The sequence below is a fragment of the Leeuwenhoekiella sp. LLG6367-2.1 genome (assembly GCF_045055775.1).
In the GTDB taxonomy this organism is placed as follows: domain Bacteria; phylum Bacteroidota; class Bacteroidia; order Flavobacteriales; family Flavobacteriaceae; genus Leeuwenhoekiella; species Leeuwenhoekiella aequorea.
This window is the reverse complement of the sequence record NZ_CP159331.1, coordinates 3,042,827-3,054,955: the sequence shown is the minus strand read 5'-3', so window position 1 is coordinate 3,054,955 and position 12,129 is coordinate 3,042,827. Positions and strand designations below refer to the sequence as shown.

13 protein-coding genes are annotated in these 12,129 nt (G+C 34.9%); 9 read left to right on the top strand and 4 right to left on the bottom strand.

Features of this window, described 5'->3' with window-relative positions; translation table 11 throughout:
• The first annotated feature begins 160 nt into the window (after nt 1–160).
• Nucleotides 161–538 carry a hypothetical protein gene (locus ABVM53_RS13585; protein WP_371456402.1) on the top strand — a complete coding sequence of 126 codons (378 nt, stop codon included), beginning with the start codon at nt 161–163 and terminating at the stop codon, nt 536–538.
• A gap of 64 nt (nt 539–602) precedes the next feature.
• On the opposite strand, the gene ABVM53_RS13580 is transcribed toward ABVM53_RS13585, so the two are convergent.
• Nucleotides 603–1,337: an SDR family oxidoreductase gene (locus ABVM53_RS13580; protein ID WP_405327048.1), complete on the bottom strand. Its 735-nt coding sequence runs from the start codon at nt 1,335–1,337 to the stop codon at nt 603–605.
• A 141-nt stretch (nt 1,338–1,478) separates the two neighbouring features.
• Between ABVM53_RS13580 and ABVM53_RS13575 the strand changes: the two genes are divergently transcribed.
• From ABVM53_RS13575 to ABVM53_RS13555, 5 genes are all read left to right on the top strand, one after another.
• On the top strand, nt 1,479–2,099 hold the full coding sequence (locus ABVM53_RS13575; RefSeq protein WP_405327045.1) for a YqaA family protein: 621 nt from the start codon (nt 1,479–1,481) through the stop codon (nt 2,097–2,099).
• Nucleotides 2,096–2,377: a DUF3817 domain-containing protein gene (locus tag ABVM53_RS13570; RefSeq protein ID WP_405327042.1), complete on the top strand. Its 282-nt coding sequence runs from the start codon at nt 2,096–2,098 to the stop codon at nt 2,375–2,377. The genes ABVM53_RS13575 and ABVM53_RS13570 overlap by 4 nt, the downstream gene beginning before the upstream one ends.
• 51 nt (nt 2,378–2,428) lie before the next feature.
• Nucleotides 2,429–3,037 carry a M15 family metallopeptidase gene (locus ABVM53_RS13565; RefSeq protein ID WP_405327040.1) on the top strand — a complete coding sequence of 203 codons (609 nt, stop codon included), beginning with the start codon at nt 2,429–2,431 and terminating at the stop codon, nt 3,035–3,037.
• A gap of 322 nt (nt 3,038–3,359) precedes the next feature.
• Nucleotides 3,360–4,085, top strand: a complete 726-nt coding sequence (locus ABVM53_RS13560; RefSeq protein ID WP_128757128.1) for a ferritin-like domain-containing protein — start codon at nt 3,360–3,362, stop codon at nt 4,083–4,085.
• Nucleotides 4,086–4,110: 25 nt separating this feature from the next.
• On the top strand, nt 4,111–4,941 hold the full coding sequence (locus ABVM53_RS13555) for a ferritin-like domain-containing protein (protein WP_128757129.1): 831 nt from the start codon (nt 4,111–4,113) through the stop codon (nt 4,939–4,941).
• Nucleotides 4,942–5,030: 89 nt separating this feature from the next.
• Here the strand turns inward: ABVM53_RS13555 and yajC are convergent, their stop codons facing one another.
• From yajC to nusB, 3 genes are read right to left on the bottom strand one after another with little or no spacing between them, the layout of a single operon-like run.
• Complete coding sequence (gene yajC, locus ABVM53_RS13550) at nt 5,031–5,330, bottom strand: preprotein translocase subunit YajC (RefSeq protein ID WP_371456395.1); 300 nt, start codon at nt 5,328–5,330, stop codon at nt 5,031–5,033.
• Nucleotides 5,331–5,340: 10 nt separating this feature from the next.
• On the bottom strand, nt 5,341–5,805 hold the full coding sequence (locus ABVM53_RS13545; RefSeq protein WP_405327035.1) for a DUF1573 domain-containing protein: 465 nt from the start codon (nt 5,803–5,805) through the stop codon (nt 5,341–5,343).
• Nucleotides 5,806–5,849: 44 nt separating this feature from the next.
• Nucleotides 5,850–6,797: a transcription antitermination factor NusB gene (gene nusB, locus ABVM53_RS13540; RefSeq protein WP_164916303.1), complete on the bottom strand. Its 948-nt coding sequence runs from the start codon at nt 6,795–6,797 to the stop codon at nt 5,850–5,852.
• Nucleotides 6,798–7,040: 243 nt separating this feature from the next.
• Between nusB and ABVM53_RS13535 the strand changes: the two genes are divergently transcribed.
• From ABVM53_RS13535 to ABVM53_RS13525, 3 genes are all read left to right on the top strand, one after another.
• A complete protein-coding gene (locus ABVM53_RS13535) occupies nt 7,041–8,798 on the top strand; it encodes an ABC transporter ATP-binding protein (protein WP_405327031.1) in 1,758 nt (585 codons plus the stop codon).
• Between the two features lie 68 nt (nt 8,799–8,866).
• Complete coding sequence (locus ABVM53_RS13530) at nt 8,867–9,241, top strand: PUR family DNA/RNA-binding protein (RefSeq protein ID WP_128757133.1); 375 nt, start codon at nt 8,867–8,869, stop codon at nt 9,239–9,241.
• Between the two features lie 233 nt (nt 9,242–9,474).
• Nucleotides 9,475–11,997 carry a M14 family metallopeptidase gene (locus tag ABVM53_RS13525; RefSeq protein WP_405327027.1) on the top strand — a complete coding sequence of 841 codons (2,523 nt, stop codon included), beginning with the start codon at nt 9,475–9,477 and terminating at the stop codon, nt 11,995–11,997.
• Nucleotides 11,998–12,129: the final 132 nt, after the last annotated feature.

Here is a 12,129-nt window from a genome sequence, read left to right as displayed (position 1 = left end):
TGCACATCTTTTCAGAAAAAAATTATTCACAGAAAATCACCTGTTTCAGGAGGTTACGATCTAATTTAAATTTGTTGATTAAAACTTAAAAAAATTAGCACTTCATAACTCAAAAAAATACCTAATCTGTTACCTTTGTGACAACATTAAAATATTCATTTTGAAGAATCAAAAAGCGATAAAAATATTAAATAAGCTCATCGGTGAAGTTGAGCAGAATGGTATTATTACAAATACTGTTGTTGAAGATTTACAAAATCTAAGACCTTACGCTATAGAAGAACAACGTCCTTTAATAGCAAAAACTATACGTCTGGTTTTTGAACATATTGAAGCGTACCAGACTTTTGATATTCCTATTCCTGAAGAAGAACCTATAGAAGGTTATGAAGAATTACTTGAAGAAGAAGAATCTACTGATCCTGCTGAAAGTTTACTATACCTTTTAAACTTATTGGCTGAGCCAGAAAATAAAACTAACCGACTTGATTTGAGAGCTTACGTTGAAGCTTTACAAACGTATGCTGAAGAGAATTAAATTTTCTCTTTAATTACTACATAAAAAAACACCCGCTGCCGCGGGTGTTTTTTTTAAATCCATGTTACACCTCTACTTTTTTTGGAGGCTTAGATGGTCTTACTTCTATTTTGCTAGGCAGTGCACGTGGATTCAACTTTAGTAAATCTACAATGAGTTCTCCAATATCTTCACTTTGAATCTTCCAAGCATCTTCTTCTGATGGATTGTGATCATTAAAATGTGTAGCAACAGATCCCGGCATTATCGTTGAAACCTTAATATCATCATCTCTAAGATCAAGCATCATTGCTTGCGTAAAGCCAGTTACACCAAATTTACTGGCGTTGTATGCGCTACCGCCAGCAAAAAAGTTTGTGCCGGCTAAACTTGAAATTGTAAAAATATATCCTTGTGCTTTTTTCAGATGATCTACAGACGCCTTTACACTATAGAATACTCCTGAAAGGTTTGTATCTATGGTTTCCTGCCACTGCTCAACAGACAAATCCTTGATATTTGCAAAATGACCAAGACCTGCATTAGCTACGAGCACGTCTAACTGACCAAATTTCTCTATCGCCTTCTCAACCGCTTGTTCCTGGCTCTCATAATTGCGGACGTCTGCCTCCACACCAAGAACATCTGCCTTACCACTATATTTATCCTGAAGTTCTTTAGCAACATCCGTTGCATTCTCAAGTGATCTACTTGTAATAACCACCTTCATACCCAGTTCTAGAAGTGCTTCTGCAACTCCCCTTCCTATACCTTTTGTACCTCCTGTAATAAGAGCTACCTTGTTTTTAAATTTTTCCATAGCCTAAAAATACCGCTTAATTCGTGGGACTCGAAAACACAAATTTTAAAGTTTTCCTAAAACTGTATTAAGGAATAGATATAAAGTCTTACAACATTGTTATACTGTAATTCAAGAAGTATATTTGCAAAAAAATAGTCGATGACTTCAGAACATAAAAAAGAAAAAAAGTCCAGACTACAACTGCTACACCAGTATTATAAATATACCGGGTTTTATTCATTTGTAGGAGGAAGCCTTAAAAAAGCACTTACACCACTTGTACTTTTTATAATTGCACTCGTATGTGTACATTATTTTGTTATAGATATAAATGATTTACTAATTAAAATGACAAACACCTTCCCTCCTTTTTGGGTACTGTTTGTATTTTTTCTTTCGGAAAGTATTTTGGGTTTGATTCCACCGGAAATTTTTATCGCTTGGAGTGATAAAATGCCAGATCCTATTCTTTATCTTTCGCTTATAGCTGTACTCTCTTACGCCGGAGGTATAATAAGTTATTTTACAGGACGTGCTTCTACTCGTATTCATGCGGTTCACGAATATTTAGAAGTAAAAATGTCGAAGCACTTAAAAAATGCGCGTAAATGGGGTGGTTTTTTAATAGTTGTAGGCGCAATATTACCTGTACCATTTGCAATTAGCAGTCTCGCAGCAGGAATGATTAAATACCCTTTTGTAAATTACTTATTATTCGGTTTACTTCGATTTGTACGTTTTGCAATTTATGGCGTAGCAATCTTTAATTTAGTAGAATGATCAAGACCTTTAAGATTATAAGTATTTTAGAAGGAATCTCTCTTCTTTTAATTTTATTTATCACAATGCCTCTAAAGTATATTTTTGATTATGGTCAACCAAATCAAATTATAGGAATGGCGCACGGTATTCTATTTTTGGTGTATATAGTTCTAGCTATTGTTGTAAAGACAGAGCTTAAATGGAACTTTAAAACATTGCTCATAGTTTTAGCGTGTTCAGTAATTCCATTTGGCACCTTCTGGATGGACAAAAATTATTTACCTAGAACTGCTTAATCACTACGGAAAATTTTTAGGCTTAACCATTAGATCAATAAACTAGTTATAATGAAATTGTATTCTTTTTATTTTCTACTATTTATTAATCTATTTGCATATGCTCAAAATTCAAAACAGCTAGTTCTATTAGATACTATTAATGATGGGTTTGCATATGATATTCGCTATGCAACGTCTAATAATTTTTTGAAAGAAGCTTTTTACGATTGTGCTGCATGCTATTTAAGACCTGAAGTTGCCAACGCACTTAAAGAGGCCAATCATTATTTCTGTGAAATGGGTTATAAAATTGTTTTATTCGATTGCTATAGACCTGTAAGTGCTCAGAAAAAGATGTGGAAAGTTTTTCCCAATCCGCAATATGTAGCCAATCCTTATAAATCTGGTTCTGTTCATAACCGTGGAGCTGCAGTTGATATTAGCCTGGCTAAATTAGATGGATCTCCTGTTGATATGGGTACAGATCACGACTTCTTTGGCAGAGAGGCTCATATCGATAATACTTCGTTGCCAAAACAAGTACTCCAAAACAGAAAAATACTTCAGGATGGTATGCGCAAATTCGGTTTTGAAACTATACGAACCGAATGGTGGCACTTTAATTACAAGAAAAATTATTCCTACCAAATTATAGATTTTAATTTTGAATGCAACTAAATTTTATCTTCACATGGTTCATTTCTTAAATTTATAAAACCCTAGTTTAACTCTCCAAAATCTTGAGAATTATCAAGTAAAAATCCGTTTTAAGTAAATTAAACGCATTTTTATACGATGTTTTGTGATATTTCAACATTATATATGCTAATATTTAGGCTGTAGCCGTTAAATATTTTAGATAAAAAATGTTAAAACTCTTCCATTTAGACCCATAATTTCCCAAACTACTGTTAAACTAAAAAAATAAAAAACCAAGCCTTCATTATACACGTAAGTTTCTATAAGTATTAATAACCAAAGAAATTCAAACGTTATGAAAATGAAAAAATCGATTGAGGTAAAAACTCAAACTGTAGGTAGAAACCGCAGAAACTTTTTAAAGGTTAGTGGTTTAGCTATTGCCGGGTCAGGTTTATTACTCGCATCTTGTAGTGACGATGACGACAACGGAAACATGTTGGGCGGTGGTGATTTTGATCTTGGGTCTGGCGATGTAGGTGTTCTTAATTATGCATATGCACTTGAACAATTAGAAGCAGCTTTTTACACAAATGTTGTTAATGGATCTTACTATGCAGGTGCTAGTGTTGAGGAGAAAGCTATTCTTTTAGCTCTTTACAATCACGAAGTAAATCACCGTGAGTGGTTTAAAGCGGCAATTAATGCAAATGTTCCTGATGCAGATGCTCGACTAACTGCAGATTTAGAATTCGATTTTAGTTCGGTTAACTTTGATAATAGGGATTCAGTACTAGGTACGGCTAAGGTTCTTGAAGATACGGGAGTTAGTGCTTACAACGGTGCGGGACAATACATTCAAACGCCATTATATCTAACACTTGCAGGTAAAATTGTATCTGTCGAAGCGCGTCACGCAGCAGCAATACGCTCACTAATTAGTGGCAGTGCAGATTTTACAGCATTTGCAGGTGACGATATTATAGATTCTAATGGTTTAGATCTTGCAGCTTCACCAGAAGAAGTTCTTTCTGCCGCGGGTGGATTTTTTGTAACTCCATTTACTTATAAAAATCCAAAAGCATAATCACTAACCTTAAAAAGATACCAAAATGAATATTATAAAATTTTTAGACGAATTCACAACTGATCAACTTCAAGCTCCTATGAGTTCAAGAAGAGCTATGTTTGGTCAATTAGGAAATATTAGTAAAAAAGCAGCTATGCTTGCCGTTCCATTTGGACTGGCAACTATGGGAAACAAAGCTCAAGCACAAAGTTCATCAGATGTTACTGCAGTTCTTAACCTAGCACTTACTCTAGAATATTTAGAAGATGAGTTTTACGACCTTGCATTACAATCTGGAGTTTTAACTACTGCAAAATCGCAAGCAATATATGCTCAAATTGCAAAGCACGAATCTCAACACGTAACATTCTTAACAAGTGCAATTGAAGCTCAGGGAGCTACACCCGTTGCTAAACCAACTTTTGATTTTACTGTAGGTGGCGCATTTGACCCTTTTATGAACAATGCAAACACGACTCAGGCAACTGCATACGCACAGCTTTTAGCTTTAGCACAAGCATTTGAAGATACTGGTGTACGTGCATATAAAGGCCAGGCAGCAAATTTAATTGGCAATGACGCTGTACTTACTGCGGCCTTACAAATTCACTCTGTAGAAGCACGTCACGCTTCAGAAATTAGAAGATTGAGAGGATTAGAAGGATGGATTACAGGCAACCAACGAGGAGAAGGTATGCCAGAGGCTACACAAGCTGTTTACAATGGTGAAGAAAATGTTACTCAAGGTGGTGTAGATGTTACTACCTTAGGTTCTGGTACACCATTTAGTGTAGATTCTTCTACGCAAGCTTATGATGAAATACTTACAGGAGATCAGGCTGTAGAAATTGCAAGTCTATTTATTGTATCCTAAATTCTTTTATTCTGAAAATGATATTAGAATATTGAAATAAAAAAAACCCGATGTTTTACATCGGGTTTTTAATTTTGTATAAAGTAGAACTATTTTTTCTTAACAACAGTTGGTTTTACTGGTTCATTAAGCTTTTTAGTCAACTCCAAAGACAGTGCAGAACGCTCAAAAATCATTTTTCCTGCTCCACCGTCAAGTACAACTGTACTTTCATTAAGTTCTAGGATCTTCCCGTGAAGACCACTTTTTGTAATTACCCGATCACCGCGTTTTAAAGCTTCTCCAAACTTCTTTTCATCTTTTTGGCGCTTCATTTGTGGTCGTATCATAAATAGATACACAACCACAATCATTAGCAATATGGGTAAAAAACTTGTTATTTGTTCCATTTAGTGGTTCTTATCCGTTGTTTGTAGGTCCTTCTTCAGACTTTACAAATGCGGTTATTTTTACAGTTTCAGTTCCTTTTTCTGTGTTCGCTTTAATAGCTACAATTTTAGTAACAGCGTTCATACCACTACCATTGTATTTCACTAATAATTCTCCAGTTTCTCCCGGAGCAATAGGTGCATCAGGAAAACTAGGTACTGTACAACCACAAGTACTTGTAGCATCAACAATAACTAATGGCGCTTCACCTGTATTTTTAAATTTAAATACGTGTTCTACGTTTGTACCACGTTCTATATTACCAAAGTCATATTCACTTTCTTCAAATTCCAATGTTGGGAAACTTGTAGCATTAGCATCACGATTTGCTGCCATTTCTACGTTTTTACCTTTGATCTTTTCAGAAGCGTTGTCTTTACAACCTGTAAATGCTAATGCAGCAACTAAACCTGCTGCTAGAAATACTTTTTTCATAAATTATAATTTTTTAAAGGGTCTCAAAAATACAATTTTATTTATTACTCGATAAGCCCTCTTCCGGCTTTGTTAAGTCTGCCTTCCTTTTTATATTTCTTCACTAAACGGTCGAGCACTCCATTTATAAAGATGCTACTCTTGGGTGTAGAATATTCTTTAGATAATTCTAAATATTCATTGATTGTCACTTTTATAGGAATAGATGAGAATTTCAAAAATTCACAAAGTGCCATCTTAATTAAAATTTTGTCTAAAGTTGCTATACGGTCTTGATCCCAGTTAGGCGTATTCCCTAAAATTTCGGCTTCAAACTCTTCATCATTACGAGAGGTACGCAATAGAAGATCCTTTGCATATTGTCTATCTTCTTCATCCTTGTACAACTTTGGAAGAATTGTAGATTCTGGTGAGTTAGGTTTTAATTTAGACAGACGTTTAATAATTGTTGTATTTACAACCGGTAAATCATCTAACCAAGTAAGTCTGTAATCTTCTAAATATTCGTAGAGTTTGTCATTAGGCGCAACAAAATCTGTAAAAAATTGAATTACAAAATCTCGATCTTCTTTATAGCTTGTTTCAGCTATATTCATATAATCTGCATAAAACTCACTGCTGGTAAGACTTTCGAATATAAGTACTACGTACTCACTGTCTAACCTCCAGTTGTTCAGTTTAGCCTTTTTAAGTTCTTTTTGAAGTAGTTCGTTTTCAGAAAGATTTACTAAAACCTTATTATTGACAAACTTTAGATTGGGATTTTTGTCAGACTCAGTGGCCAACATTTTTTGTTGAGATTTCTCCAGGTAGTCTTTCGCGTAAGCGTGAATTTCTACTAGCAAATCTACCATTACCAGATACAAGTCGTACATCTGCGCCGTACTCGCATTCATAAATTTTTCCTCCTTAATCAAATCCTGATTTTCAGATTGACTTAAGGCGTAAAGCGCTTGCATTACTTTTATGCGAATGTGCCTTCTATTGAGCATAGCTTTAAAGAACTTTTGATTTTTAATATCAATTTTTTTGAGGTTTAGAATCAATATGACAATGATCCTCAAAAACGCTGCAAAAATACATGATCTCTAAGAGTTCTTAGCAAGGTATTTTGTTTTTTATCTCAAAAAACTCATCGCTTCAAATACAGTCTAATCGTTTACCTTTGCGGGGCTCCTAATAAATGGACTTTTTTTACTGAAAAATTGTCTTTGCTGAGCAGATTAATAGATGCTATGAAAGAACTGCAACACCTTAATAAATACTTTAAAAAATACAAGTGGAAGCTTTTTATAGGCTTCTTCATTGTTCTTATTGCTCGCATTTTTGCCATACTTACTCCTAAATTCTCTGGAGATATGATTAAGTATGTTGAGAATTATATGACTAACGGAGGAGATCTGAGTGAACTAAAACATCAATTATTAATTACTCTTTTCTTACTCTTAGGCTCAGCCTTATTATCTGCATTTTTCACATTCTTGATGCGCCAAATGTTTATTGTAGTTTCCAGATATATCGAAGCAGATTTAAAAAATGAGGTGTACGAGCAGTATCAAAATCTATCTTTAAACTTTTACAAGAAAAATAGAACCGGCGATTTAATGAATCGCATTAGTGAAGACGTTAGCAAAGTGCGCATGTATTTAGGACCTGCAATTATGTATGGGGTTACAACTGTTATTCTATTTGCAACGGTAATACCATATATGTATTATACAGCTCCTACCCTAACCTTGTATGTGATAATCCCGCTGCCTATATTATCTGTTGCGATATATCAATTAAGTAAATTAATACATACCCGCAGTACAATTGTTCAGCAATACTTATCCCACTTAAGTACATTTACTCAAGAATCCTTCAGTGGTATTGGAGTTATAAAAGCATATAGCCTAGAATCTCAAACTTTTGATAATTTCCAGGAACTTTCAGAAACCAGCAAGCAGAAAAATCTGGATCTTGTAAAAGTTCAGGCTTTCTTTTTTCCGTTAATGATTGCGCTTATTGGCGCCAGTAATTTACTCGTACTCTATGTAGGTGGTAAACAATATATAGATGGTACAATTCCCGATCTCGGAGTAATTGTTGAGTTTCTTATTTATGTAAATATGCTTACCTGGCCCGTAGCATCTGTAGGCTGGATTACGTCACTGGTACAGCAAGCCGAAGCTTCTCAAAAACGTATAAATGAATTTTTGCAGGAAAAGCCCGAAATCGTAAACTATACGGATGCACACACACCAGTTGATGGTAAAATATCATTTGACAATGTGACTTTTACCTATGACGATACTAATATCACAGCGCTAAAAAATATTTCTTTCACGATAGAGAAAGGAGAAACTCTAGCCATTATAGGTAAAACAGGATCGGGTAAATCTACTATCCTAGAACTTATAGCGCGACTTTATGATACTAAAGAGGGACTTATCTCAATAGATGACAAGGAAATTGAAAAGTTCAATTTAAAAGATTTGCGTACCAGTATTGGTTATGTACCGCAAGAAGCCTTTTTGTTTAGTGACAGCATTAAAGAGAATATAAAATTTGGAAACAACAATGCTACAGATGAAGAAGTTGTAGAAGCTGCAAAAAATGCTGTAGTAGATAAAAACATCGCAGAATTTACAAAAGGGTATGATACCATTTTAGGGGAACGAGGAATTACGCTAAGTGGTGGACAGAAACAACGTGTATCTATCGCTCGTGCAATTATTAAAGATCCGCAGATCTTACTATTTGACGATAGTTTGTCTGCAGTTGATACAGAAACTGAAGAGGAGATTTTAGCAAACCTAAAGCGCATATCTACAACTAAAACAACTATACTTGTTAGTCATCGTATATCATCAGCAAAAAATGCCGATAAAATAATTATACTAGAGGATGGTGAAATTATTCAGCGAGGAACACATAACGAACTTGTAAAACAAGCTGGCTACTACCAAGAACTCTACCGAAAACAACTAGACGAAAAAGAAATGGAATAATAATTTTGTACACCATTTAATTTTTTTCCATTTTTGGGTGCATAAAGCGTATCAATTAAACCAAGATTATGAGCAATAATGAAATGAAGGGGAATGATGAGATATTCTCGAAAGTATTAAGAGCAGGAAGACGCACTTACTTTTTTGATGTACGTTCTACACGTGCAGGAGATTACTACTTAACGATTACCGAGAGTAAAAAATTTACTAATGATGATGGTTCTTTTCACTACAAGAAACATAAAATCTATTTATACAAAGAAGATTTTGAAGGATTCTCTGAAATTTTAAATGAAATGACTGGTTATATTCTTAATGAAAAAGGAGAAGAGGTTATAAGCGAACGTCACCAGGCAGATTATACTAAAGAGGACGAGTCTGAAGTTCTGGTAGAAGAACAATCTGCTAAAGCATTTACAGATATCAGTTTTGACGATATTTAAAAATTAAATTAAGATTAGAAAAAAAACCGCATTTATGCGGCTTTTTTTATGCAACAAAATCAAAGAATACTCAATCAATTAAAGCGAGAATAAGCTTAGGCTTTCTTACTCAATCTTTTATTAATTTAAGGTCCCCTTGGCTTCCGTTCTTGCGCTATGAGTTTGTGATAAAATTGATATATTTAACACAACAATAATCTTTAAACATTCCGCAAACGCACAAAAAACATTTTATGCAGAAACACCTAATCAACCTCTTAATTTTATTTTTTTCTTATACTTTTTGTAATGCCCAGGTATCTAACCCTACCTTAGATTATTACCTTCCAGATGATGTAACATACGATAGTGCAATTCCGAAACCACAAGATATATTAGGTTATGTACCGGGAACCTGGCACGTAAGTCACGATTTACTTTTAAATTATATGGAGAAAATGGCAGATGCTTCTCCACGTATTACTATAGAACGTCGAGGCCTTACCTTTGAAGGAAGACCATTAGTTCTCCTTACCATTACTTCTCCAGAGAATCACGCAAATATTTCAACGATAAAAAAGCAGCATTTAGCATTAACTGATGCAAATGCACAAAGTCTGAATACAGATACTATGCCTATCGTTACCTATCAGGGAATGAGCATTCACGGTAACGAAGCCAGCGGATCAAACGCAGGACTTTTAGCTGTTTATTATTTGGCAGCAGCTCAAGGTCCAAAAATTGATTCAATATTAAAGAATACGGTGATTTTATTTGATCCTTCTTTTAATCCAGATGGTTTACAACGCTTTTCGTACTGGGCAAATACCAATAAAAATGTATCGCTAACCGCAGATCCTCAAGATCGCGAATATGATGAAGTATGGCCTGGTGGTAGATCTAATCATTATTGGTTTGATCTTAATCGGGACTGGTTACCAGCACAATTGCCAGAATCTCAAGCACGTATTAAAACCTTTCACGATTGGCATCCTAATATCTTGACAGATCACCACGAGATGGGTAGTAACTCTTCATTTTTCTTTCAACCGGGGATTCCTAGCAGAACCCACCCACTAACTCCTAAATTGAATCAAGAGCTTACTGCAGAAATAGGTACCTATCACGCTAAAGCTTTTGATAAACTTGGTTCGTTCTATTACACAGAAGAAGATTATGATGATTTTTACTATGGAAAAGGGTCAACATTTCCAGACATCAATGGTAGTATAGGAATTCTGTTTGAACAGGCCAGTTCTCGCGGACATTTGCAAGAGACTGATAATGGGGTATTGACATTTCCATTTACAGTACGTAATCAGTTTACAGCATTCTTATCAACGATTGAAGCTGCACAGGCTATGCGCACAAAACTACTGAATTACCAACGTGACTTCTATTCAAATTCTCGTAATGAAATTGCCAAGGATGCATACATCTTTGGAAGTAAAACAGATCCTGCACGAGCTACGCTCCTGGCCCAATTACTAGAGCGTCATCAAATAGAAATTTATAGAGCTAAAGAAGATTATAAATCAAAAGATGTTGAATTTACTACAGCTACTAGTTATGTAGTTCCTAAAAATCAAAAACACAGCCGTTTGCTTAACGCTATGTTTGAAAAGCGAACAACTTTTGAGGACAGTTTATTTTATGATATTTCGGCTTGGAGCTTCCCACTTGCGTTCAATTTAGATTTTAGTGATGCTGCACCTACTTCAATTACTGGTACTAAAGTAGATTCAGTTAAATTTGAGCAACCATTAACTTTAGCACGAAGCGAATACGCTTATCTAATGCCGTGGGGCAATTATTATGCACCAAAGGCTTTAAATAAAATATTAAATAAGGGAATACGTGCTAAGGTAGCTATGCAACCTTTTACATTAGCCGGAAAAAAATATGACTATGGGACAATTTTAATTCCCGTTCAAGGTCAATCACTTAATGCAGATAATCTTAATGCATTTTTAGATAGTGCCGCAAAAGACTCTCACCTTTCTATTGATGCTGTTAAAACAGGCTCTACTCAGGGTATAGACTTAGGAAGCAGACAATTTGAAGCATTACAACCTCTTAAAATCGCGTTACTCGTAGGAGAAGGAATTAGTTCTCTAGACGCAGGAGAAATATGGCATTTACTCGACACGCGTTTTGATGTTTCCATCACAAAAATAGATACACGCAATCTAGATAGAACAGATTTGTCTAGATACACCACTCTTATTATGCCTGGTTCTTGGGGATCATCAATAACCGAAGAATCTTCAGAAAAAATAAATACTTGGGTGCGTAACGGCGGCACCTTACTTGGGTTCAAAAACTCTGCAAAATGGCTTAAAAGACAAGGTCTCATAGATTTCTCAACTAAAGACACAGAGAATCCTGCTGAAAATGTAACCTTTGAGCAACGCAGGGATTTTAACGGCGCTCAAGTTATAGGGGGTGCTATTTTTGAAGCAAAATTAGATCGCTCTCATCCTATTGCTTTTGGCTATGATTCAAAAACTATAAATTTATTTAGAGATACGACTCTTTTTATTGAAGCAGATGCTACGAGTTACAAAAATCCAATTCAATATACAGAAGAACCTCTAGTAAGCGGTTATATTAGCCCTATAAATCTGGAAGCCATTAAAGAAACGCGGCCTTTTGTTCATCAATCTGCAGGTCGTGGAGATGTATTAATATTTACAGATAATACTAATTTTAGAGCATTCTGGTACGGAACTAACAAACTGATGATGAATGCACTTTTCTTCAGTAAGACAATGTAAAATCCTTTTTGAAATATTAAAAAAACCGCAAGTTCCTTGCGGTTTTTTTTTGCTTTGTACTTAAATCAAAATTGTCAATCACATTTAAATTCAGAATTAAGGAAGCCACTGTAGAGAGAAGTTCCAATAAAA

Bases quoted from the DNA above. Each gene is read 5' to 3' on its own strand.
- ABVM53_RS13580 (WP_405327048.1), bottom strand. From the start codon at position 1,337: ATGGAAAAATTTAAAAACAAGGTAGCTCTTATTACAGGAGGTACAAAA.
- ABVM53_RS13575 (WP_405327045.1), top strand. From the start codon at position 1,479: ATGACTTCAGAACATAAAAAAGAAAAAAAGTCCAGACTACAACTGCTA.
- ABVM53_RS13570 (WP_405327042.1), top strand. From the start codon at position 2,096: ATGATCAAGACCTTTAAGATTATAAGTATTTTAGAAGGAATCTCTCTT.
- ABVM53_RS13565 (WP_405327040.1), top strand. From the start codon at position 2,429: ATGAAATTGTATTCTTTTTATTTTCTACTATTTATTAATCTATTTGCA.
- ABVM53_RS13560 (WP_128757128.1), top strand. From the start codon at position 3,360: ATGAAAAAATCGATTGAGGTAAAAACTCAAACTGTAGGTAGAAACCGC.
- ABVM53_RS13555 (WP_128757129.1), top strand. From the start codon at position 4,111: ATGAATATTATAAAATTTTTAGACGAATTCACAACTGATCAACTTCAA.
- yajC (WP_371456395.1), bottom strand. From the start codon at position 5,330: ATGGAACAAATAACAAGTTTTTTACCCATATTGCTAATGATTGTGGTT.
- ABVM53_RS13545 (WP_405327035.1), bottom strand. From the start codon at position 5,805: ATGAAAAAAGTATTTCTAGCAGCAGGTTTAGTTGCTGCATTAGCATTT.
- nusB (WP_164916303.1), bottom strand. From the start codon at position 6,797: ATGCTCAATAGAAGGCACATTCGCATAAAAGTAATGCAAGCGCTTTAC.
- ABVM53_RS13535 (WP_405327031.1), top strand. From the start codon at position 7,041: ATGAAAGAACTGCAACACCTTAATAAATACTTTAAAAAATACAAGTGG.
- ABVM53_RS13530 (WP_128757133.1), top strand. From the start codon at position 8,867: ATGAGCAATAATGAAATGAAGGGGAATGATGAGATATTCTCGAAAGTA.
- ABVM53_RS13525 (WP_405327027.1), top strand. From the start codon at position 9,475: ATGCAGAAACACCTAATCAACCTCTTAATTTTATTTTTTTCTTATACT.